Origin of the sequence: Streptomyces sp. NPDC006551 (assembly GCF_040611675.1) — a bacterium.
Lineage (GTDB): Bacteria > Actinomycetota > Actinomycetes > Streptomycetales > Streptomycetaceae > Streptomyces.
Genome location: NZ_JBEXOT010000025.1, coordinates 79422 through 101769 on the forward strand (window position 1 = coordinate 79422; position 22348 = coordinate 101769).

At 72.3% G+C, this 22348-nt stretch carries 21 protein-coding genes; 15 read left to right on the plus strand and 6 right to left on the minus strand.

The genetic code is table 11. The features are described from left to right. Positions 1 to 12: 12 nt before the first annotated feature. The 4 genes from ABZY12_RS21935 (at position 13) to ABZY12_RS21950 (ending at position 6157) form a co-directional block, all read left to right on the plus strand. Positions 13 to 834 carry a LysR family substrate-binding domain-containing protein gene (locus ABZY12_RS21935; protein ID WP_356892782.1) on the plus strand — a complete coding sequence of 274 codons (822 nt, stop codon included), beginning with the start codon at positions 13 to 15 and terminating at the stop codon, positions 832 to 834. Positions 835 to 1088: 254 nt separating this feature from the next. Further along, complete coding sequence (locus tag ABZY12_RS21940) at positions 1089 to 3740, plus strand: YfhO family protein (RefSeq protein WP_356892784.1); 2652 nt, start codon at positions 1089 to 1091, stop codon at positions 3738 to 3740. Positions 3741 to 3850: 110 nt separating this feature from the next. After that, the gene (locus ABZY12_RS21945) at positions 3851 to 4816 is read left to right on the plus strand and encodes a glycosyltransferase family 2 protein (RefSeq protein ID WP_356892786.1); all 966 of its coding nucleotides are present in this window, start codon (positions 3851 to 3853) and stop codon (positions 4814 to 4816) included. A gap of 3 nt (positions 4817 to 4819) precedes the next feature. After that, positions 4820 to 6157, plus strand: a complete 1338-nt coding sequence (locus tag ABZY12_RS21950) for a polysialyltransferase family glycosyltransferase (RefSeq protein WP_356892788.1) — start codon at positions 4820 to 4822, stop codon at positions 6155 to 6157. A 75-nt stretch (positions 6158 to 6232) separates the two neighbouring features. On the opposite strand, the gene ABZY12_RS21955 is transcribed toward ABZY12_RS21950, so the two are convergent. Continuing rightward, positions 6233 to 7009, minus strand: a complete 777-nt coding sequence (locus ABZY12_RS21955; RefSeq protein ID WP_356892790.1) for a VOC family protein — start codon at positions 7007 to 7009, stop codon at positions 6233 to 6235. Positions 7010 to 7325: 316 nt separating this feature from the next. Here ABZY12_RS21955 and ABZY12_RS21960 point away from each other — a divergent pair, with 316 nt between their 5' ends. After that, positions 7326 to 8153 (plus strand): sulfurtransferase, encoded by an 828-nt coding sequence (locus ABZY12_RS21960; protein ID WP_356892792.1) that lies wholly within the window; start codon positions 7326 to 7328, stop codon positions 8151 to 8153. 293 nt (positions 8154 to 8446) lie between these two features. Here ABZY12_RS21960 and sepH read toward each other — a convergent pair whose 3' ends face one another. Beyond that, a complete protein-coding gene (gene sepH, locus ABZY12_RS21965; RefSeq protein WP_356892794.1) occupies positions 8447 to 9520 on the minus strand; it encodes a septation protein SepH in 1074 nt (357 codons plus the stop codon). Positions 9521 to 9953: 433 nt separating this feature from the next. On the opposite strand from sepH, the gene ABZY12_RS21970 reads away from it, so the two are divergent. Further along, a complete protein-coding gene (locus ABZY12_RS21970) occupies positions 9954 to 10853 on the plus strand; it encodes a hypothetical protein (protein ID WP_356892796.1) in 900 nt (299 codons plus the stop codon). Between the two features lie 3 nt (positions 10854 to 10856). Here the strand turns inward: ABZY12_RS21970 and ABZY12_RS21975 are convergent, their stop codons facing one another. Together ABZY12_RS21975 and ABZY12_RS21980 are read right to left on the minus strand one after the other, a co-directional pair. Continuing rightward, positions 10857 to 12206, minus strand: coding sequence for a D-arabinono-1,4-lactone oxidase (locus tag ABZY12_RS21975; protein WP_356892798.1), 1350 nt, complete (start codon positions 12204 to 12206; stop codon positions 10857 to 10859). After that, positions 12136 to 13407 carry an MFS transporter gene (locus tag ABZY12_RS21980; protein WP_356892824.1) on the minus strand — a complete coding sequence of 424 codons (1272 nt, stop codon included), beginning with the start codon at positions 13405 to 13407 and terminating at the stop codon, positions 12136 to 12138. The genes ABZY12_RS21975 and ABZY12_RS21980 overlap by 71 nt, the downstream gene beginning before the upstream one ends. A gap of 145 nt (positions 13408 to 13552) precedes the next feature. On the opposite strand from ABZY12_RS21980, the gene ABZY12_RS21985 reads away from it, so the two are divergent. Both ABZY12_RS21985 and ABZY12_RS21990 read left to right on the plus strand, forming a co-directional pair. Then, complete coding sequence (locus tag ABZY12_RS21985) at positions 13553 to 14680, plus strand: ferrochelatase (protein WP_356892800.1); 1128 nt, start codon at positions 13553 to 13555, stop codon at positions 14678 to 14680. A gap of 9 nt (positions 14681 to 14689) precedes the next feature. Continuing rightward, positions 14690 to 15547 (plus strand): inositol monophosphatase family protein, encoded by an 858-nt coding sequence (locus tag ABZY12_RS21990; RefSeq protein WP_356892802.1) that lies wholly within the window; start codon positions 14690 to 14692, stop codon positions 15545 to 15547. 61 nt (positions 15548 to 15608) lie between these two features. Here ABZY12_RS21990 and ABZY12_RS21995 read toward each other — a convergent pair whose 3' ends face one another. Continuing rightward, positions 15609 to 15782, minus strand: a complete 174-nt coding sequence (locus ABZY12_RS21995) for a hypothetical protein (protein ID WP_356892804.1) — start codon at positions 15780 to 15782, stop codon at positions 15609 to 15611. A 402-nt stretch (positions 15783 to 16184) separates the two neighbouring features. On the opposite strand from ABZY12_RS21995, the gene ABZY12_RS22000 reads away from it, so the two are divergent. The 4 genes from ABZY12_RS22000 to ABZY12_RS22015 all read left to right on the plus strand — a co-directional run bounded on the left by ABZY12_RS22000 (position 16185) and on the right by ABZY12_RS22015 (position 19772). After that, a complete protein-coding gene (locus tag ABZY12_RS22000) occupies positions 16185 to 16838 on the plus strand; it encodes a response regulator transcription factor (protein ID WP_132914883.1) in 654 nt (217 codons plus the stop codon). 3 nt (positions 16839 to 16841) lie between these two features. Then, positions 16842 to 18077 (plus strand): ATP-binding protein, encoded by a 1236-nt coding sequence (locus tag ABZY12_RS22005; protein WP_356892806.1) that lies wholly within the window; start codon positions 16842 to 16844, stop codon positions 18075 to 18077. 396 nt (positions 18078 to 18473) lie between these two features. Beyond that, positions 18474 to 18770: a DUF4193 domain-containing protein gene (locus tag ABZY12_RS22010; RefSeq protein WP_003955561.1), complete on the plus strand. Its 297-nt coding sequence runs from the start codon at positions 18474 to 18476 to the stop codon at positions 18768 to 18770. Positions 18771 to 18782: 12 nt separating this feature from the next. Continuing rightward, positions 18783 to 19772: a hypothetical protein gene (locus ABZY12_RS22015; protein WP_356892808.1), complete on the plus strand. Its 990-nt coding sequence runs from the start codon at positions 18783 to 18785 to the stop codon at positions 19770 to 19772. On the opposite strand, the gene ABZY12_RS22020 is transcribed toward ABZY12_RS22015, so the two are convergent. After that, the gene (locus ABZY12_RS22020) at positions 19769 to 20329 is read right to left on the minus strand and encodes a DUF3093 domain-containing protein (RefSeq protein WP_356892810.1); all 561 of its coding nucleotides are present in this window, start codon (positions 20327 to 20329) and stop codon (positions 19769 to 19771) included. The genes ABZY12_RS22015 and ABZY12_RS22020 overlap by 4 nt on opposite strands. 58 nt (positions 20330 to 20387) lie before the next feature. On the opposite strand from ABZY12_RS22020, the gene ABZY12_RS22025 reads away from it, so the two are divergent. From ABZY12_RS22025 to ABZY12_RS22035, 3 genes are read left to right on the plus strand one after another with little or no spacing between them, the layout of a single operon-like run. Then, positions 20388 to 20972 (plus strand): PaaI family thioesterase, encoded by a 585-nt coding sequence (locus ABZY12_RS22025; RefSeq protein WP_356892812.1) that lies wholly within the window; start codon positions 20388 to 20390, stop codon positions 20970 to 20972. After that, on the plus strand, positions 20972 to 21484 hold the full coding sequence (dut, locus tag ABZY12_RS22030; protein ID WP_356892814.1) for a dUTP diphosphatase: 513 nt from the start codon (positions 20972 to 20974) through the stop codon (positions 21482 to 21484). The genes ABZY12_RS22025 and dut overlap by 1 nt, the downstream gene beginning before the upstream one ends. Before the next feature lies 1 nt (position 21485). Then, positions 21486 to 22256, plus strand: coding sequence for a DUF3710 domain-containing protein (locus tag ABZY12_RS22035; protein ID WP_356892816.1), 771 nt, complete (start codon positions 21486 to 21488; stop codon positions 22254 to 22256). Positions 22257 to 22348: the final 92 nt, after the last annotated feature.

Sequence of the window (22348 nt, forward strand, 5' to 3'; positions counted from 1 at the left end):
TAACCTGGCGGGGTGACAGGCTCGGAAGAAACCCCATCGTTCCGGCTCGCGTACGTCCCGGGGGTGACGCCCGGCAAGTGGGTGCGGATCTGGAACGAGCGCCTGCCCGACATCCCGCTGGACCTCGTCCCCGTGACCGCCGCCGAAGCCCCCGACATCCTGCGGAGCGGCGGCGCCGACGCCGGGTTCCTGCGGCTGCCGATCGACCGGACGGACCTCAGCGCGATCCCGCTCTACACCGAGACGACGGTCGTCGTGGTCCCCAAGGACCACCTCGTGGCCGCCGCCGACGAAGTGTCCGTCGAGGACCTCGCCGACGACATCCTGCTGCACCCCCTGGACGACACCCTCGACTGGGAGCGTCCGCCGGGACGGCCGGCGATCGAGCGTCCGGCCACCACGGCGGACGCCGTCGAACTGGTGGCGGCGGGCGTGGGGCTGCTCGTCGTCCCGCAGTCGATCGCGCGTCTGCACCACCGTAAGGACCTCACCTACCGGACGGTGACGGACACCCCCGAGTCGCGGGTCGCGCTGTCGTGGCGGGAGGACGCGACCACCGACCTGGTGGAGGACTTCATCGGCATCGTCCGGGGGCGGACCGTCAACAGCACCCGCGGCCGCGCCGGAGCCACGGCCGACCCGAAGGACAAGCGTCCCGAGAAGGGCGGCGCACGCCAGAAGTCCGCGGCGGCCAAGTCGACCGGCAAGTCCACCGGTAAGCCGGCTGCCCGATCGACCGGGAAGACGACCGGCAAGACGGCCGGGAAGAGCACGCGGAGCCGGTCCGGCGGCCCGGCGGCGGCCAAGCGCGGCAAGCCCCGCCGCCGGTCGTAGCCCGCGCGGGAGCACCGCGGTACGGCGGTCCACGGCGGTCCACGACGGAACAGCGGCACGGCCGGGGCAGCGATGGCGGCACGGCGGTAGGGCCGGGGCGGTGCGGCACCACGAGTTCACCTCGGGTGTACCCGGACACCGCCTGCTGATCGGCTTCGGGTCGCCCGGCTCGGCGGTAATGGCGGTCGGCCCGTGACATGAACCGGGCCCTCCGCACATCCGCGCGCCGCGCGCGACACACCCCCGGAGGACGCGTGCCCCCTGCTGCCGAGACCGTGACCGCCTCGAGCGAGGGCGCGCGGAGCGAGGGCGAGCGGTCCGGCCCGGGGGACGGGGCCGCCGGGAAGCGGCCCGGCGGTCACGTGCGGCGGTGGGCGCGAGCGGCCCGGCACAGCGCCCGTGCGCGGGCGTCGACCGGCGCGGCCCTGCTGACCTGCCTCGTCTTCTGCCTCGGCGGAGCCCTGGCCGGCAGCCATCCGTTCGGCCCCACCACCCGGAACACCGTCGACCTCGGCCAGCAGTACCTTCCGTACCACGCGTACTGGCGCAAGCTCCTGCTCGGCGACACCGACGGCGACCTGTTCCTGAACTGGAACTCCGGCTTCGGCTCGAACTTCCTCGGCGACTACGGCACGTACCTGTCCAGCCCGTTCGATCTGATGGTCGTCCTGTTCCCGGCGGACCGCGTCGAACTGGCCCTCTACGTCATCACCGCCGCCAAGATCACCGCCGCCGGTGCGGCGATGGCGGTGCTGCTGCTGAGGCTGCGCCCCGGCCCGTGGCCGGTGGCCGCCGTGCTGGGAACGGCGTACGCGCTCTGCGGCTGGACCCTCAACTTCGCCGCCACCGTACCGATGTGGCTGGACGGGCTGCTGGCGTTCCCGCTGCTGTGTCTGGTCGGCGAGTGGGCCCGCGCCGGGCGCCACGCGGTACTCGGCCCGCTCGTCGTCGCCCTGGCCTGGTTCGCCAACTTCTACACCGCCTACATGGCGACCGTCGGCGCGGCCGTCGTCCTCACCGTCCGGCTGTTCACCGCGGACGACACGGGGCGCCGGCGTCTGGCCGGACTGCTGCGCGCCGCCCGTGGCGTGGTCGTGGGCATCGGCCTCGCGGCTCCGCTCGTCCTGGTGATCTTCATGGCCACCCGGGTCGCGGACCCGACCCCCGAGGTGACCTTCACCGCCGTGCCCTGGACGGAGGTGTTCGCCCGGCTGCTGCCGGCCACGGCGAGCGTGGCGTCCCCCGCCCTCTTCATCGGCACCCCCGCCCTGGCGCTCGCGCTGACGCTGCCCTTCAACCGCGCGGTCGCCCCGAGGGCCCGTATCGGCTGGACGTCGGCGATCTGCCTGGTCGCGCTCTCGATGCAGTGGGGCCCCACCCATCTGCTGTGGCACGCGGGCGCCTCGCCCAACGGCATTCCGTACCGTCAGAGCTTCGTGCTGTGCGGGCTGTTGCTGATCGCGGCCTGGCTCTCCACGGCCCGCGGGCTGCCCCGGCTGCCCGCACTCCTGGGTGCCGGAGCGCTCCTCGCCGCGATGGTCTTCGCGTCCCGGGACAGCGTCGTCATCGACCGCTGGAGCCATCCGGCGTTCGGCGCCGCTCTCGCCCTCGGCGCGCTCGCCGCGGCGGGCGTCCTGGCCGCCCGCCGCTTCGGTGTCGGCGCCCGCGCCCTGCCCGCCCTGGCCGTCGTGCTCCTCGTCCTGGCCCAGGCCGGCGAGACCGCGATCACGGGCGGCCGGATCGAGCGGCAGCAACTCGGCAAGGTCTCCTGGGCGCCGCGGCTCGGCCCCTGGCACGCGGACATGGCACGGGCGACCGAGGCGGCGGACGCCTGGCCGAGGTATCGCACGGACCCCGGTGAGGTACCGGGCGGCAACGACGTCCTCCTCGTCGGCGGACAGGGCGCCGACTACTACAGCAGCCTCACGGCGGACGTCTCCTCCCGTACGCTCTCCTCCCTCGGCTTCGGCTTCTACGCCAAGGGACGCCATCCGGTCAGCCTGGACAACCCGGTGACCGACGCGATCTTCTCCATCGGCACCCGGATGCGCTCCACGCCCTCGGCGCCCGTCCGCACCGACAGGCTGCCGAGGGCCGCGATCAGCTCCACCGGCACTCCCGTGCCGCCCCTGGTCACCGTGCGCGAGGACGTCCGCCTCGATGAGCGCCCGGCCGCGTTCGGCGACTCCGCCTTCGCCAACCAGGAGGCGCTGCTCGGCGCCGACGTGTACGACGAGCCGGCCGTGCTCCGGCGGACGGGCGGAGCCGACGGCGAGGTCACGCTCACGGCCGCCTGCCCGGCCGGTTCACAACTCTGGTTCTGGGCACCGCGGTACCACGGCACGGCGGCGTCGGCGGGACAGCCGCCCGTGGACTTCGCGGGCAGACTTCCGTCCGTCCTCGGCCCCATGCGGTCGCTCGGCACCGTCCCGGCGTCCGGGGCGGTACGGATCCACCTGCGCGCCACCGCCCCGGCCGAACCGGTCCTGCCACCGAGGCCGGTCGGCTGCCTCGTCCGGGAGCGGCTCGACGCGGCCGTGCGGCGGCTGACGGCGACCGGAGCGACCGAAGTGCGGGCCTCCGGCCACTCCCTCTCCGCCGAACTCCCGGCCGGCAGCACCGGCACCGCCGTCGTCGCCGTGCCGCGCATCTCCGGCTGGCGCTGCCTGGCGGGGGACGCGGAGCCCACGGCCGCCCGGCGCCATCTGGGCCTGCTGGCCGTTCCGCTCGACGGCACGGCCACGTCGATCCATTGCGTCTTCCGGCCGCCCGGGCTCCGCGTCGGCGGCGCGATCGGTGCCGTCGCGCTGCTCTGCCTGCTCGCCATCGCATTCCGGCACCGGTTTCCGCGCAGGACGGGAAGAGTTCACCCGGAGTGCACACCTGGCTCGACCGGCCGGAATTGAGCGCCGATACGCTGCCGACCGATCGTCCTCGTACGGTACGCAATACCCGTACGTCACAGGTGAATTGTTCCCGTGTTCCCGTATCCCGTGTGTGAGTGTTGGGGTTCCGTGTGCCGAAACTGTCCGTCATCGTGCCGTTCCACAATGTCGGGATCTACGCCCCCGACACCATGCGCAGCCTCGCGAAGAACGCGGATCCGGATTTCGAGTTCCTGTTGATCGACGACTGTTCCACGGACGACACGCCGTACGTCCTCGACCGCTGGAAGAGCCGGATTCCGAACGCCACCGTGATCCGTCACGAGACGAATCGGGGCGTGGCGCAGGCCCGTAACACCGGCTTGGACGCGGCGACCGGCGACCATGTCACCTTCCTCGACGGCGACGACTGGTACGCCCCCGGTCATCTGCGCGCCATGGTCCGCGGTATCGAGGCGCTGGGCTGCGACTTCGCCCGCACCGACCATGTCCAGTCGACGGGCAGGTCCCGCAGCGTCCGCTACGCCCCGGCCAAGCGGCGGGACACGGTGATGGACCCGCGCGACGGGATCGCCCCGGCGAACATGATCACGATGGTGGACTATCCGTTCGTCCCGTTCGGCATCTACGCCGGTCATCTCTTCCGCGACGGCGCCTCCCGCTTCGAAACGACTTTGCGCACCGCCGAGGACCGGCTCTGGATCTGGCGTCTCCATCTGAAGGCGACGTCCTATGCGGCGCTCAGTATCCATGGCGTCTTCTACCGTCGTGGTGTCACCACATCCCTGACCCAGATCACCGACAATCGTCAGCTGGACTTCATTCCGTCGTACGACCTCCTGCTCGAAGAAGTGTCCGCCGACGCCGAGGCCGACCGCTTTCTCCCGAAAGCCGTCCGCACCTACTGCGCCATGATCGCCTTTCATATGGGAAAGGCCGACCAGTACGAGCCCGCGGTCGCCAAGCGCCTCAAGCACGACGTGACGGACGCCCTGCGCCGTATGCCGCAGCGGGTGCTCGACGAGACCCTGGCGACGATGGACACCGCACGCGCCACGCTGCTCCGCGGCCTGCGCGCCACCGGAAGGACCGCCTGACCCATGGACCCGCGCACCCGCAAGCCCGTGCAGATCTTCCAGGTGTCGACGCTGTACGGAGCCGCCACCGTGGCCGCCGCCCTCGACGCCGGCCAGTTCGGCGCCCGCGAGGACGCCCGCAGGCTCCTGCTGGTCTCGAACAACGCCGAGATCCCGGAGACCGCCCTGCGGCTCGAGGAGATGACCGGCTACGACCGGATCGCCACCCGCTTCGACGGCACGATCGACTGGAACGACGCCATCCGCCCCCACCACCCCGGCACCTGGGCGCCCCGCCCGGAGGAGACACCGCTGTGGCAGCGGGTGTTCCGCACCGCCTGGGACCTGGGCGACGGACCGGTCGAGCTCGTCGTCGAATCCATCCAGGTCAACCCCGCCAAGGCGCTCGCCGCCGTCTTCGCCGAGAGCTCCGTCGAGGTCTACGCCGACGGCCTGATGAGCTACGGCCCGACCCGCGACGAGCTGCCGCAGTCGATCGGCTGCCGCGTCCGGCGTCTGCTCCACCTCGACCTCGTGCCCGGCCTGCGCCCGCTGCTGCTCGCCGAGACCGGCGTCGAGCCCGAACTGGTGCCGGACGACGCCTTCCGCGGGGTGCTCACCGAGATCGCCGAGGCGGCCGACGGCGACCGGCTGGTGGCGGAGGCGGTCGCGGCCGCCCCGACCGCCCTGCTGCTCGGCCAGTACCTCGCCGCCCTCGGCATCCTCACCGCGGACGAGGAGGAGGAGCTGCACGTCCGCATGGTGCGCGGCGCCGCGGCCGCCGGGCACCGTTCGGTGGTCTTCAAACCGCACCCGACCGCCCCCGTCCGCTACTCCCTGGCCCTGCGGGACGCCGCCGAGACCGCGGGGGTGCGGCTCACGGTCCTCGACGGTCCGCTGCTCGCCGAGACCTTCTACGAACGCTGCCGGCCCCGGCTCGTCGTCGGCTGCTTCTCCACGGCGATGCTCACCGCCGCCGTGTACTACGGCGTCCCCGTCGCCCGCGTGGGCACCGGGACGATCCTGGAGCGGCTCACGCCGTACGAGAACAGCAACCGCGTGCCGCTGACCGTCGTGGACCACCTCGTGCCCGACCTGGAGACCGGCGCCGCCCCCGCCGTACCCGGCCCGACCCCCGAGACTCTCGCCCCGCTCGTCAGGGCCGTGGGCTACTGCATGCAGCCGAAGCTCCACCCCCGGCTGCGTGAGGAGACCGCCGCGCTGCTCACCGACCGCCTGGGCGAGGAGAGCACCGCCCGCTACTTCGACCGGGAGCGCCTCGGCCGGCTGGGACTGCCCGGCGGCGACGCACCGCGGCCCGCCTCCCGGCTCCGCCGCGGCCTGGTGCGGAGCCGGGCCTGACCGACGGGAGACGGGGAGGCGGAGACTCTGAGGAGGGGGAGAGTCTGAGGAGGCGCGATGCTACGCCGGGTGGTCTCAGCGGCCCGGCGCTGAGTGGACGATCGTGAAGACGGCGCCCTCCGGGTCCGCCACCAGGGCGAGGCGCCCCGCGAGGTCGTCCCACGGCGGTCGCAGGAGGCGCCCGCCCAGCTCGGTGACCAGCCCGGCGGCCGCGTCGGTGTCGGCGACCTCGAAGTACGTCATCCAGTGCGCGCCCCGGTCACGGGGGAGGCCGTTGCCGACGCCGTGCAGCGAGGCGACCGGGCGTCCGTCCAGACGGAGGGTCAGAAAGTCGAAGTCGGCGGAGACGACCGGCTCGGCCTCGTAGCGGAAGACCGTCCGGTAGAACTTGCCGACCGACGACGTCTCGTACGTCAGAAGCTCGTTCCAGACCGGGGTGCCGGGCGCGCCGTCGACCGCCGTGCCCTGGTGCAGCTCGGCCTGCCAGACCCCGAAGACGGCGCCCGAGGGGTCGGAGCAGATCGCCATCCGGCCCGCCTCGCCCGCGTCGAGCGGGCCGACCGCGACCGTGCCGCCGCAGGAGCGGATGCTCTCCGCCGTCTCGTCGGCGTCGTCCGTCGCCAGATAGGTGGTCCAGGCGACCGGCAGATGCCGGTCGGGCGGCAGCTGGCCGATGCCCGCCACCTCCTTGCCGTCGAGCAGCGCCCGCACGTACGGGCCGAGCTGCTGCGGGCCGGGCACGAACTCCCAGCCGAAGAGGGCGTTGTAGAACTCCTGCGTCGCGTCAAGCCCGTGCACCATCAAGCTCACCCAACAGGGTGTACCGGGTGTGCGCCGAGTCGCCTCCGTCATCGTCACTCTCTCCTCGGACCATCGTCGTGGCCGTACGGGGGGACGAGGCGTACGCACGAGGTCGTACGGGGCCGTCGGGGCCCGGACACAGGGCCGTAGCCGTTCCGTGCCCGGCGGTCCGTCCGCCGTCCTCGCGTCTCGTTCGCGCGCCCCGTGCCGATGCTCGCACCACCAGCCGCGCCGTGCGCCACGGCCGCGCCGCTTTGGCGCGAACCCGCAGGAGGATGCCTGGTTCGTCGCTTCCTCTTCTGCCGCCGTCCGTCCGCCGTCCGCCGTTCGTTCCTGTCACGGCGTGGGCTGCGCGAGGATGGCACCCATGAAGCCCATCATCACCGCAAGCGAACTCCTGAGCGAGTCGGTCGGGCCCCGGCCACCTGTCCTCCTCGACGTCCGCTGGCAGCTGGGCGGCCCGCCCGGGCTGCCGGAGTACGAGGCCGGGCACATCCCCGGCGCGGTCTATGTCGACCTGGACACGGAACTCGCGGGCCCGCCCGGCGCGGGCGGCCGGCATCCGCTGCCGGACGTGACGGCCTTCGGCGCGACGATGCGCCGGGCCGGCGTCTCGGCGGACACCCCGGTCGTCGTCTACGACGGCGGTCTCGGCTGGGGTGCGGCCCGGGCCTGGTGGCTGCTGCGCTGGACCGGCCACACGGACGTACGGGTGTTGGACGGGGGGCTCGCGGCGTGGACGGGGGAGCTGTCGAAGGAGATCCCTCGGCCGGAGCCGGGCGACTTCACGCCGGTGCCGGGGTCGCACGGGCTGCTCGACGCGGACGGCGCGGCGGCGCTGGCCCGCACGGGGCTGCTCCTCGACGCGCGGGCGGCGGAGCGCTACCGGGGTGACGTGGAGCCGATCGACCGGGTGGGCGGACACATCCCGGGGGCGGTCTCGGCCCCGACGACGGAGAACGTGGACGAGGCGGGCCGCTTCCTCCCGGCGGAGGCTTTGGCCGCCCGCTTCTCGGCCCTCGGTGCCGCCGACGGCACCGACGTCGCGGTCTACTGCGGCTCGGGCGTCTCCGGCGCCCACGAGGTCCTCGCCCTGGAGATCGCGGGCGTCCCGGCGGCCCTGTACGCGGGCTCGTGGTCGGAGTGGTCGGCCGACCCCACCCGTCCGGTGGCCAAGGGCCCGGACCCGCGGTAGCGGGACGACGGTGGCCGGTGTGCCCCGCCGGCGGCCCGGACTCCTGACGCGCCTCGTCCGGGGGCGGAGAACCCGGGGTCGGCCTCGCCCCGACGGCCGGGGACGGAGCTGCGGAGGCCGGCGCTCGGTCCGACGGCCGGGGACGGAGCCCCGGAGGCCGGCGCTCGCCGACCTGGGCGAGCCCGACGGCCGGGGACGCCGGCGTGCCGCACACGGAGAAGGCCCCCGCCGAGGTCGGCGGGGGCCTTCTCCATACTGCCGTCGTCGTACTTCCGAACCTCGTACGGCCGTCGTCAGTCCTGCTTCTTCCGGCGCGTGCCGAAGACGATCTCGTCCCAGCTCGGCACCGCCGCCCGCCGGCCCGGACGGACACCGTCCGCCTCGGCCTGACGGTCCGTCGTGCCCGTGAGGCGGTCGCGGTGCCCCGAGACCGCGCGCGGCATCAGGACGTCGGCGTAGGCCGCACCCGCGCCCGCCGAGGCGGCCGGGGCCGGGGGCTCCTCCGCCTCGGGGTCCTCGGCGGTCTCCGGGTCCGCGGGCTCCGGCACGACCATGTCGCCCCGGAAGTTCGGCACCGCCTCCAGGAGGCTCGTCAGAGAGTCCCGCTCCTCCTCCGGCTCCGGCCCGGGCAGCGCGGCGGTCGGCCGCTCCGGCTGGCGGTCCAACTGACGGTCCAGGGCGCGGTCCAGCGGCCTGTCCCGGGGCAGCCGGGCGATCCGCGGTACGAACGGGAAGCTCGGCTCGGGCGCCGCGGCGATCGTGTCGTCCGTCTCGCCGATCAGCGCGCGTGCCTCGTCGTCCACCGCCTGGACGAGCCGCCTGGGCGGGTCGTACGTCCAACTGGCCGTGTGCACCTCGCCCGCCACCCGGTAGACGAGCAGCACCTCCCACGTGCCGTCGTCACGGCGCCAGGAGTCCCACTGCACGGTGTCCTTCTCGGCGCCGCGCAGCAGCAGTCGCTCCTGCACCGCCTCGCCGAGCTGCGGTCCGGTGTTCTCGCCCGGCCGGCGTACGGGCGTCTTGCGGGCCCGCTCAGCCATGAACGCCCGCTCCGCGAGCACCGGTCCCTCGAAGCGCCGTACGCGGTCGACCGGGATCCCGGCGAGCTGGGCGACCTCCTCGGCCGACGCACCGGCACGTATACGCGCCTGGATGTCCCGGGGGCGGAGGTGGCTCTCCACCTCGATCTCGATCTGACCGAGCCGCGCCCGGTCGTTGCGTACGGCGGCGCGCAACCGCTCGTCGATCGGAAGCGTGTACTCCGTGCTGTCAGCAGCCTTCAGCACCAGTCGTGTGCCGTCGTTGGAGACGGCCACGACACGCAGTTCGGGCATGGGGACCTCCCGGGTGGTGCCTGCCGACGTCACGTGCGTCGCTGCTTCCGCTAGTCGAGTGTGGCCTGCCCGGGTGCAGCCTGCCACAACCTTGCCGAGTTGCCCGGCGTGTCGGGCGTGGACCCTGGAACGCCGTTATGGCACGGTTACCTCTTTACAACGCAGAGTGACCAGCGGTCACGCTGTGTTGCGGGTCCCCGTGCGGTGCCACGGCGCCGCCGGTTCGAGTGCCGCCTTCGGCTCCCTCCCGTTGACCCCGAGCGCCCATGCGGGAGCCCGGACCCAGGGCTCGCCACAGTACTCCATTCGGGCCACCAGGGTGGACAGGCGCGCCGCCCAACTTCTCCGGCGGTACGGGAGTTGAGTGTCCGCGATCACCACCCTCACGTGTCGCTCTTCACAGAATCGCCAGAAACGGAACTAATACCTTCGCCCATTTGTCCCTTCTGGGTGCATGGTTGAACGGATGAGCAGGCGAGGGCCCGGTATGGATCAGGCGAAGGCCGACAGGGACAGCAGGGACAGCAGGGACGGCGAGGACGACAGGGAAGAGACGAGGAAGCGGCTCGATCTGAGCGTGGCTCAGGTCTCGGGCAGCGCCATCGCCGCGGTCGTGGCGGCCAAACTCGCCTCCACCCTCGGTGTGTACGGCACGATCCTGGGCGCCGGTGTGATCAGTGTCATCGCGACCTGCGGCGGCTCGGTCTTCCAGCACCTCTTCAAGCGGACGGGTGAACAGATACGGGTGGTCACCGTCCACGGCGAGCCGGTGAAGGCGTCGCGCCGGTCCGTCCGCCGGGCCGCGCCCGCTCGCACCCAGGTGCTCCCGGCCATCGGTGAGCCCGCCGCGCCGCCGTACGACGAGGAGTTCGGCGTCGCGACGACCCACGGCACCCGAGTCCGCGGCTGGAAGCGCTCCGCCGTCGCCGCCGCGCTCGTCTTCCTCGTCTCCATGGGCGGTATCACCGCCTACGAACTGATCTCCGATCAGGACTTCAGCGGCACCAGGGGAACGACCACCTTCGGCTCGGTGGTCGGGCGCGGCGCGGAGGGCTCCCCGGGCACCCCGTCCACCGACGAGACACCCGGCGCGGAGTCCGGCACCCAGCAGCAGCGGAAGCGGAACCAGGACCAGGGCCGAGACCGTGAACAGGGCGGCAGCGGCGGCCCGTCCCCGGACACCGGGCAGAGCACCCGGGAGCCGGACCCGACACCGTCGGACTCGGCCGGCGGCGATCCGGCACCGACTCCGACGCCCACACCCACGCCCTCCACGGCGACGCCCACGCCGACCCCGACGGGGAGCCCGTCCGACGGCGCCCCGGCCCGGGACATTCCGCCGACGCCGACGCCGACGGCCGAGTGATCGTCAGTCGCCCAGAACCCGCCGCAGATAGTCGTTGGCGAACAGCCGGTCCGGGTCCAGCCGGTCACGCAGCGCCGCGAACTCGGCGAAGCGCGGGTAGACCTCGGAGAGGTACGCCGCGTCCCGGGTGTGCACCTTGCCCCAGTGCGGCCGGCCGCCGTGCGCCGTCATGATGCGCTCCACCGCGGTGAAGTACCCGCGGTGGGGCGTTCCCTTGTAGAGGTGGGCCGCGATGTACACCGTCTCCCGGTCCGAGGCGGTGGAGAGCGCGATGTCGTCGGCGGGAGCCGTCCGCACCTCCACCGGGAAGCTCACCTTCAGCGGGGAGCGTTCGACCATCGCCTTCAGCTCGCGCAGCGCCGCGACCCCCGCCTCCCGCGGCAGGGCGTACTCCATCTCCACGAAGCGCACCCGGCGCGGGGAGGTGAAGACCTTGTACGGGATGTCGGTGTACGTACGGGCCGACAGGGCGCGGCTGGCGACCTTGGCGAGCGACGGGATGACCGGAGGCACCGCGCGGCCCAGCGCGCACGCCAGCTGGAAGACGCCGTTGGAGAGGAGCTCGTCCTCGATCCAGCCGCTGACCGGTCCGGGCGGGGCGGCCGGGCCCGCGCTGCGGTTGTTGCGCTTGGTGTTGCAGTTGTCGGTGTGCGGGAACCAGTAGAACTCGAAGTGCTCGTTCTCCGCGTGCAGCGCGTCGAACTCCGAGGTGACCTTGTCGAAGGTCATCGGCTCCTCGCGCGCGGTGAGCAGGAAGACCGGCTCCACGGCGAAGGTGATCGCGGTGATCACGCCGAGCGCGCCGAGCCCGATCCGGGCGGCGGCGAAGACGTCGGGGTTCTCCTTCTCGGAACAGGTCATCAGCCGTCCGTCGGCCGTGACCAGTTCGAGCGCCCGGATCTGCGCGGCGATCGAGGCGGAGTCGCGGCCCGTCCCGTGCGTACCTGTGGACGTGGCCCCGGCGACCGTCTGCTCCATGATGTCGCCCATGTTCGTGAGCGACAGGCCCTCCCGGGCCAGCGCCACGTTCAGCCGCTTGAGCGGGGTGCCCGACTCCACGGTGACGGTCATCGCCTCGCGGTCGATCCGCCGGATCCCGGCCAGAAGGTGAGGGCGCACCAGCAGGCCGTCCGTCGCGGCGATCGAGGTGAAGGAGTGGCCGGTGCCGACCGTCTTCACCCGCAGGCCGTCCTCGGCCGCCCCGCGGATCGCCTCGGCGAGCTCCTCGGCCGAGGCGGGGCTCACCTCCCGTGCGGGACGGGAGGTGACGTTCCCCGCCCAGTTACGCCACGGGGCGCTCGCCGTCCCGGCTTTCCCCGACCGCTGTGACCGTCCTGTCGCCGTCCTGCTCACGCTGCCCCTCCCCAGTCGGCACCGGCCTGCGCAGCCGGCGGTACCCCAGGAGACCCACCACGACCGCGAGCGCGCCCGAGACCACGGGCACCACGTACGCCGCCTCCGCTCCCGACGCGTCGACCACCCAGCCGGCGGCCGAGGAGCCGAGCGCCACACCGATCGCGAGCCCGGTCCCTGTCCAGGTCATGCCCTCGGTCAGCTTGGTGCGCGGTACGTGCGCTTCGACGAGGGCCATGGTGGTCACCATCGTCGGCGCGATGGACAGGCCCGCGACAAAGAGCGCCACGGCCAGCAACGGCAGGTTCCCGGCCAGTAGGAGGGGGATCATACTCACGGCCATCGCGCAGACGCCCAGCAACCACCTGCGGGACGGCTCACCCTTGAGGTGGAGCAGCCCGAAGACCGCGCCCGCCAGGCAGGAACCGAGCGCGTAGACGGCGAGGACGAGGCTGGCGGCGGCCTTGTGGCCCTGCTCCTCGGCGAAGGCCACGGTCACGACGTCGACCGAACCGAAGATGGCACCGGTGGCGACGAACGCGAGTGCGAGGACCTGCAGGCCGGGGGAGCGGAGCGCGGAGCCGCTGCTGTGCTCCTCGCGGGGGTGCGGCCGGGGCTCGGTGGCGCGCTGTGAGGTCAGCCAGAAGACGCCGATGGCCAGGAAGACGCCGGCGAACAGCGGACCGGCCTCCGGGAACCAGACGGTCGACAGACCGATGGAGATGATCGGGCCGAAGATGAAGCACACCTCGTCGACGATCGACTCCCACGAGTACGCGGTGTGCAGTTCGCGCGCCGAGCCGTGGTAGATCTGCGCCCAGCGTGCCCGGGTCATGGCGCCGACGCTCGGCACACAGCCGATGACGGCCGTGAAGACGAACAGGGTCCAGTCGGGGGCGCCCTGCTGGACGCAGAGCAGCAGCCCGGCGCCCGCCACCACCGAGACGACGGTCACCGGGCGCAGGACCCGGCGCTGGCCGTGGCGGTCGACCATCCGGGAGACCTGGGGGCCCAGCACCGCCGCGGACATCGCCAGCGTCGCCGAGAGCGCGCCGGCCAGGCCGTACCGCCCGGTGACCTGGGAGATCATCGTGACGATGCCGATGCCCATCATGGACAGCGGCATGCGGCCGAGGAATCCGGCCACCGAGAACGCCTTGGTACCGGGGGCCGCGAAGATCGCGCGGTAGGGACTGGGCAAGTGGATCTCCGGCATCACTCGGCACGTGTCGTCCAACACGTGTAATTAATAGCTAAAGCCTACGGCGTTGAAGTGGATGAGCGGTCACCATTTTTCGGACGGGCCGCGCCACCGGCTGTCACAGGCGGGTGGGAGGATCGGTGCCATGTCCGATCAGCACGATCCCGCCCCGTACGACGCCCTTCTGCTGCTCTCCTTCGGCGGCCCCGAGGGCCCGGACGACGTGGTCCCCTTCCTGGAGAACGTGACCCGCGGCCGAGGCATCCCGAAGGAACGGCTGAAGGAGGTGGGGCAGCACTACTTCCTCTTCGGCGGCGTCAGCCCGATCAACGACCAGAACCGCGCCCTGCTCGACGCGCTGCGGACCGACTTCCGGCAGGCCGGCCTCGACCTGCCGGTCTACTGGGGAAACCGGAACTGGGCGCCGTACCTCACCGACACCCTGCGGGAGATGATCACCGACGGGCGACGCCACATCGCCGTCCTCGCCACCAGCGCGTACGCCTCGTACTCCGGCTGCCGCCAGTACCGCGAGAACCTCGCCGACGCGCTCGCCACGCTGGAGGCGGAAGGGCTGCCGCTGCCCCGCGTCGACAAGCTCCGGCACTACTTCAACCACCCCGGCTTCATCGGCCCCATGGTCGAGGGCGTGCTCGCCTCCCTGTCCGAGCTGGACGAGCCGGTGCGCGCCGGCGCCCACCTCGCCTTCACCACGCACTCCATCCCGGAATCGGCCGCGGACTCCTCCGGCCCCGCCGGCGAGCACGGGGACGGCGGAGCCTATGTGAAGCAGCACCTGGACGTGGCCCGGGTGATCGTCGAGGCCGTCCGCGAGGAGACCGGCGTCTCGTACCCCTGGCAGCTCGTCTACCAGTCCCGCAGCGGTGCCCCGCACATCCCGTGGCTGGAGCCGGACATCTGCGACCACCTGGAGAAGCTCCACGGCTCCGGCGTCCCGGCCGCCGTGATGGTCCCGATCGGTTTCGTCTCGGATCACATGGAGGTCCTGTACGACCTCGACACCGAGGCCACCGCCAAGGCCGCGGAGCTGGGCCTGCCGGTGCGGCGCTCGGCGACCGTGGGGGCGGACCCGCGGTTCGCCGCGGCCGTACGGGACCTCGTCCTGGAGCGTGCGGCGAGCGAGCGCGGGGCGCGGGCCGAACGCTGCGCCCTGGGAGCCCTCGGTCCGTCTCACGACATCTGCCCGATCGGCTGCTGCCCGGCCCGGGCGGAGCGGCCGGCGGCGGCCGGTGCCGACAGTCCGTACGCGTAAGGAGCGCCTGTGACCGAGCCCGTGAACCCCCTGCCGACCGGCCCCTCGACGACCGACCCGCTGCTGACCGAGCTGCTCGGCCTCGCCCTGGAGGCCGCGCGGCGGGCGGGCGCCCTGCTGCGGGACGGGCGGCCGGACGACCTGGCCGTCGCCAGGACCAAGTCCAGCCCGATCGACGTGGTCACCGAGATGGACATCGCCGCCGAGAAGCTGATCACCGGCTTCCTCGCCGAGCACCGCCCGGACGACGGATTCCTCGGCGAGGAGGGCGCCTCCAGCCCCGGCTCCAGCGGCGTCCGCTGGGTGATCGACCCGCTCGACGGCACCGTGAACTATCTCTACGGGCTGCCGACCTGGGCCGTCTCCATCGCCGCCGAGCGGGACGGCGAGACCGTCGTCGGCGTGGTCGAGGCGCCGATGCGCCGCGAGACGTACCGGGCGGTCCTCGGCGGTGGTGCGTACGCCGGCGACCGCCGGCTCGTGTGCCGTCCCGCGGCCCCGCTGGAGCAGGCGCTGATCTCCACCGGCTTCGCCTACGTCCAGACGGTCCGCGCCCACCAGGCCGATGTGGCCCAGCGCCTCATCCCGCGCGTCCGCGACATCCGCCGCGGTGGCTCGGCCGCCATCGACCTCTGCGACGTGGCCGCCGGCCGCCTCGACGCCTACTACGAACGCGGCCTCAATCCCTGGGACCTGGCGGCGGGGGACCTGATCGCCCGCGAGGCGGGCGCGAGGACCGGTGGACGTCCCGGTGAGCCCCCGACGGGCGAGCTCGCCGTGGCGGGCTCCCCAGGCGTCTTCGAGCCCCTCCAGAGCCTCCTGGAGGAGTTCGGGGCATGGCACGACCGGCCCGGGTCCCGGAGCTGAGATCCCGGGACGTGGAGGGGCCCCGGTGTCATCGACACCGGGGCCCCTCCACGTCCGTGGGTCAGGCGGTGACGGCGCCGACCTGCACGCCGTGCTCGGCGGCCAGGCGGTGCAGGTCGTCGAGCTCGGCCTGCTCGACCTCCGCGAGGAAGTCGTCGCCCGTCTCGCGTGCCCGTGTGAGGTCGGTCTGCGCGGTCCTTATGCGCTGCAGCAGTCCTGCGGTGAAAGCGTCCATGGTGCGCCCCCTCGTCATGGGTCGGTGGCACGGGGGTGTGCCGAGGGTGGATGGATCACACGCTGCTACCTCTGGGGGACAGAGCGGTCAGTGGCGTGCCACATACAGGGGTGATCGCGGGGTGTGCAGAACGTCCTCCCCAGAGCGTTCCTCACAGAAACCTCAACTGGCCCGTGAATCAGGTGAATTCTTCTCGCACCACCCGACCGCCCTACCTATGCGCCCCCTGCGCGCCCCCACGTGGCCCCGTCGGCCAAGGCGCCCGGAACCCTCCGCGGAGACCGGCCCCACCCCGCCTTACAGCCGGTTTACGCGCGTACCGGGCAGGATGGACAGGCACAGTCAGTGCTCAGGAACCGCTCTGTCCCCATCGGGCCGGGGCTCGCAGGAAGGAATTGCGACGTGCGCGTACTCGTCGTCGAGGACGAGCAGCTGCTCGCCGATGCCGTGGCCACCGGACTGCGCCGGGAGGCCATGGCCGTCGACGTCGTGTACGACGGCGCGGCCGCCCTGGAGCGCATCGGGGTGAACGACTACGACGTGGTCGTCCTCGACCGCGACCTCCCGCTCGTCCACGGCGACGACGTCTGCCGCAAGATCGTCGAGCTCGGCATGCCCACCCGCGTCCTGATGCTCACCGCGTCCGGTGACGTCAGCGACCGCGTCGAGGGCCTGGAGCTCGGCGCCGACGACTACCTCCCCAAGCCCTTCGCCTTCACCGAGCTCACCGCGCGCGTGCGGGCCCTCGGCCGGCGCACCACCGTGCCGCTGCCGCCCGTCCTGGAGCGCGCCGGCATCAAGCTCGACCCCAACCGCCGCGAGGTCTTCCGCGATGGCAAGGAGGTCCAGCTGGCGCCGAAGGAGTTCGCCGTCCTGGAGGTCCTGATGCGCAGCGAGGGCGCGGTCGTCTCGGCCGAGCAGCTCCTGGAGAAGGCCTGGGACGAGAACACCGACCCTTTCACCAACGTCGTACGGGTCACGGTGATGACCCTGCGCCGCAAGCTCGGCGAACCTCCGGTCATCGTCACGGTCCCCGGCTCCGGCTACCGGATCTGACCGGTGGCCGCGACCCCGGCGCCCCTGCAGACGCCTCCCAAACCGACCTGGGACCCCCGGGACCCGGTCAGACCCCTGCTGCGACCCACCATCCGGATACGGCTCACCCTGCTCTACGGCGGGATGTTCCTGATCGCCGGCATCCTGCTGCTGTCGATCATCTATCTCTTCACCACCCAGGCCCTGAGCCTCAGCGCCTCCGAGCTGCCGTTCAAGATCGTCAAGGGTGACGTCCTGCCCACCACCTCGTGGTGCGACCTGCCGGAGGCGGGCACGGGCGACCAGTTCAACCAGGCCGTCACGGCCTGTATGAAGCACCAGCGGGACCTGGCCCTGGACGACCTCCTGCGCCGCTCCCTGTTCGCCCTGCTCGGCCTGAGCATCATCGCCTTCGCCTTCGGCTACGCCATGGCGGGCCGGGTCCTCTCCCCGCTCGGCCGGATCACCCGGACCGCCCGCCAGGTGGCCGGATCCGACCTCGCCCGGCGGATCGAGCTGGACGGCCCCGACGACGAGCTGAAGGAGCTGGCGGACACCTTCGACGAGATGCTGGAGCGCCTGGAGCGCGCCTTCACCGCCCAGCAGCGGTTCGTCGCGAACGCCTCGCACGAACTGCGCACCCCGCTGGCGATCAACCGCACCCTCCTGGAGGTCCACCTCTCGGATCCCGGGGCCCCGGTGGAGCTCCAGCAGCTCGGCAAGACCCTGCTCGCCACCAACGAGCGCAGCGAGCAGCTGGTCGAGGGCCTGCTGCTGCTCGCCCGCAGCGACAACCAGATCGTCGAGCGCAAGCCCGTCGACCTCGCCGAGGTCGCCTCGCGCGCCATCGACCAGGTGCACGCGGAGGCCGAGGCCAAGGGCGTGGAGATCCGCGGGGAGCGTGCGCCCGCCGTCGTCCAGGGCAATGGCGTCCTGCTGGAGCGGATCGCCCTGAACCTGGTCCAGAACGCCGTGCGGTACAACCTCCCGGAGGGAGGCTGGGTGGAGGTGACCACCGAGACCCAGCACGGCCAGGCGGTCCTGGTGGTCTCGAACACGGGACCCGTGGTCCCGGCGTACGAGATCGACAACCTCTTCGAGCCCTTCAGACGGCTGCGGCAGGAACGGACCGGGAGCGACAAGGGGGTCGGGCTCGGCCTGTCGATCGCCCGCTCGGTGGCGCGCGCCCACGGCGGGCGTATCATCGCGGAGCCTCGGGACGGCGGTGGTCTCGTGATGCGTGTCACTCTCCCGATCTGACACACTTCGAGTACCCGCCGGGTTCCGTTCGCTTTGCGCGGAATTTCCGGGGTCCGTTCCTGAGACGCCCCTGTGTGATCGATCACAGGAAATCACATAGGCCTCTCTACTCTCCGTGATCGAGAATTCCATCGGAAAACCAGGAAAAGTCCGGGTTTCCGGGGCCCTTGATGACGGGAAGTACACGGGGTGGCGCCCGTGAAGGACGGCCAAGGGACCGTGTACGGTCCCGTTCGCCACCCAAAGCCGATCACTCGTGAGAGGGCGGGCTGGGTGTCGATTGAGTAACAGACCTTGATGTGAGGCAAAATCTCCGCCTCGGGTCGGGCACAAGTCCGGCCTCTCACGCGTTACGTGCGCTGGAGACACCGCAACCACCCAGAGGGGGAGAGCGACATGGCAACGGATTACGACACCCCACGCAAGACCGACGACGACGTCGATTCGGACAGCCTTGAGGAACTGAAGGCCCGCCGGAACGACAAGTCGACCTCGACGGTCGACGTCGACGAGTTCGAGGCCGCTGAGGGCCTGGAACTGCCCGGCGCGGACCTCTCGAACGAGGAGCTCGCCGTCCGGGTCCTGCCCAAGCAGGCCGACGAGTTCACCTGCATGAGCTGCTTCCTCGTGCACCACCGCAGCCAGCTGGCTCGGGAGAAGAACGGCCAGCCGATCTGCCGCGACTGCGACTGAGATCGGACAGCCGTGGCAGGCGACACACCGTCCCGGAAGCGACGCTTCCGGCTTCATGGGAAGCCGGAGGCTGATCAGGGCGGCCCCGGCCCGGCAGAGGGTGCCCAGCAGGCCCCCGACGCCGAGCACACCGCCCACCTGCCCTCCCTCGGCGCGCGTGACGACGGGCGAGGCCCCTCGGCCTCGCTCGAAGCTGCCCCGACCTCGCGGTCGGCACCGACGGAGCGGCAGGAGGCGCGCCACGGGCGCCTCGACGCCGTCAGGCGCGTGGCCAACCCGGCGCGCGTCCAGCTCGACCGTATGAAACTCGACCGCGCGCGGATCGACGCCGTCAAACGCGGCGTGAAGCGTGGCGGCGAGAGCGCCAAGGCCGGTATCGGCTTCCTCGCCGACCGGGTCATCGAGATCGCCCCGCGCGTTCCCGTACGGGACCTGGCGACCCTGCGCCGCCACTTCCCGGGCCTCGGCCCCGAGCAGATCGCCGACAAACTCGTCGCCGGCGCGGCCAACGCCAGCTCGACCGTCGGTGCCGGTGTCGGCGCCGCCGCCATGCTTCCCGTACCTCCCGCGATGCCGGCCGAACTGGCCGCCGAGATCACCGGGGTCGCGGCGATCGAGCTGAAGCTGATCGCCGAACTGCACGAGGTGTACGGCCTGCGGCCGCCCGGCACGCTCACCCAGCGCTCGACGGCCTATCTGACCTCCTGGACGGAGGAGCGGGGCATCGACCCCACCAAGCCGACCACCCTCAACGCCGCGCTCGGGGGTCAGCTCAAGCGCGAACTGCGCCAGCAGATCATGAAGCGCATGGTGCGCAATCTGCCGAACCTGATGCCGTTCATGGTCGGCGCCGCCGTCGGCGCGGTGATGAACCGCCGCGACACCAAGAAGCTCGCCGAACACGTCCGCGCTGATCTGCGCCGTCGCCAGGTGCCCTGGGACGCACTGGAGGGGCTGCCCCCGCTGGAGCAGCCCGAGAACCCCAAGGAGATCGGCTTCTAGGCCGACGTGCCGCCCCGCGTCGGCGCGTCCTGCGCCTCCGTGTCCACGCTCGCGTCCCGCGCGTCCGTGTCCACGCTGTGCGCGCTCGCGGCCTCCAGGGCCGCCACCAGACCCCGCGGGTCACGGCTGGACAGATAGACGTACGGCGTCGGGTCCGCCGGGTCGGTGACCTCGACCCGGACGGCCCCCGGGATGTAGCTCCGCAGCAGCATGTAGGCGCGCGGATCGGCCTTGAACGTGCGCCAGGCGCGCGCCTCCTCCGCGTCCAGCGCCTCCGGCGTCCCCAGCGCCGAGACCGGGATCCGCGCGTCGCCCGCGACCAGGGAACCGGCGACGACCCGGATACGGGCGGAGCCGTACGAGGAGACGGCGACGGCCGCCAGCGCGCCCGCCCCGATCACTCCGCACAGCGTCGGGACCGTGCCCAGCGGGAACATGACCAGACCGCCGGAGAGGCCCAGCAGGGCCACGATCACCCACCAGGAGCGGGGAGCGGTCAGACGCTCGTCGAAACGCGGCGCGGAGGACGGCGCGGAGGACGGTACGGGAGGCTGCATGACTCCAAGCTTGGCACGGCGCGACCGGCCCCTACCCGCGCGGGTAAGGTCTGCGGCTGTGACTGCAACATCTGCCGCCCTCACCCCGCCGGCCGACGCCATACCGCCGGTACGCCACCCCGACGCGCCGGCCCCCGGCGAGCTGCTCGGCGCGCATTACGAGCACTGCTTCGGGTGCGGCGGCGGACAGCCCCACGGGCTGCATCTGGAGGCACGGGCCGGCGAGGGCGTGACCGTCACCGCCGAGTTCACCGTGACCCCCGACCACCAGGGCGCCCCCGGCCTCGCGCACGGCGGCGTCCTCGCCACCGCGCTCGACGAGACCCTCGGCTCCCTCAACTGGCTGCTGCGCGTCATCGCCGTCACCGGCCGCCTGGAGACGGACTTCGCGCGGCCCGTCCCGGTCGGCACGGTGCTGCACCTGGAGGCCGAGGTCACCGCCGTGCACGGCCGCAAGATCTATTCGACCGCCACCGGCCGGATCGGCGGGCCCGAAGGCCCCGTCGCCGTCCGCGCCGACGCCCTCTTCATCGAGGTCAAGGTCGACCACTTCATCGACAACGGCCGGCCGGAGGAGATCCAGGCGGCCATGTCCGACCCCGACCAGGTCCGGCGCGCCCGCGCCTTCGAGGTGAACCCCTGATGCGTAACCCTGTCGACGTACTCATCCGGCGCGTGGACCCGGACGTACCGATCCCCGCCTACGGCCACCCCGGTGACGCGGGGGTCGATCTGGTGACCACCGAGGCGGCCGTCCTGGCCCCCGGCGAGCGGATCGTGCTCCCCACCGGCATCTCCATCGCCCTGCCCGACGGCTACGCCGCCTTCGTGCACCCCCGCTCCGGTCTGGCCGCTCGACTGGGTATCGCGCTGGTGAATGCCCCGGGGACGGTGGATGCCGGGTACCGTGGAGAGATCAAGGTGATCGTGGTCAATCTGGACCCCCGCGAGAGCGTGCGGTTCGAGCGGTTCGACCGGATTGCCCAACTGGTCGTCCAGCAGGTCGAGAAGGTGCGCTTCCACGAGGTGGCGGAGCTTCCCGGCTCGGCGCGGGCCGAGGGGGGCTTCGGGTCCACCGGCGGTCATGCCGCTGTGGACGGCACAACGGGTGGGAATCGATACGCTTCGGTCGTATCCGACCGGGAAGGACAGTGACGTGTTCGGACGTCGCAAGAAGAGTGGTGCCGCTGAGGACGCAGCGGGCGAGGCCGAGCAGGTCGTCGACGAGGTCGAACCCCGTGACGGCGAGGACACGGCGGGCCGGCCGCGTCGGGTGAATCTTCCGCCGGCGCCCCGCCCCGACGGACCGTGGGACATCTCCGAGGTGTCCAGGCCCGAGGACGGCCGGGTGGACCTCGGCGGCATCTTCGTGCCCGGCGTCGAGGGCATGGAGCTGCGCGTGGAGGTGGCGGGCGACGCGATCGTCGCGGCCACCGTCGTCCTGCGGGACAGCGCCGTGCAGCTGCAGGCGTTCGCGGCGCCGAAGAAGGAAGGCATCTGGGGCGAGGTCCGCGAGGAGATCGCCTCCGGTATCACCCAGCAGGGCGGTGTCATCGACGAGGTCGAGGGCCCCCTCGGCTGGGAGCTGCGGGCCCAGGTCCCGGTACAGCTGCCGGACGGCACCGGTGGCGTGCAGATGGTGCGCTTCGTGGGCGTCGACGGGCCCCGCTGGTTCCTGCGCGGAGTGATCTCCGGGCAGGGCGCGGTGCAGCCCGAGGCGGCCGGTCTCCTGGAGCAGATCGTCCGGGACACCGTGGTCGTCCGGGGCGACGGGCCGATGGCTCCGCGCGACCCGATCGTCCTCAAGCTGCCGAACGACGCCCAGATGGTGCCCGAGGGCATCCAGCAGGAGGAGCAGGAAGGCTCGCGCTTCTCCGGAGGCATGGGCCAGCTCCAGCGCGGACCGGAGATCACCGAGGTCCGCTGAAATCACGGCAAGGCCGGTGGGCCGTGTCCCGTACACCACGTACGGGACACGGCCCACCCCGCGAACCCCCCAGAGCGACCCCCGAAAAAAGC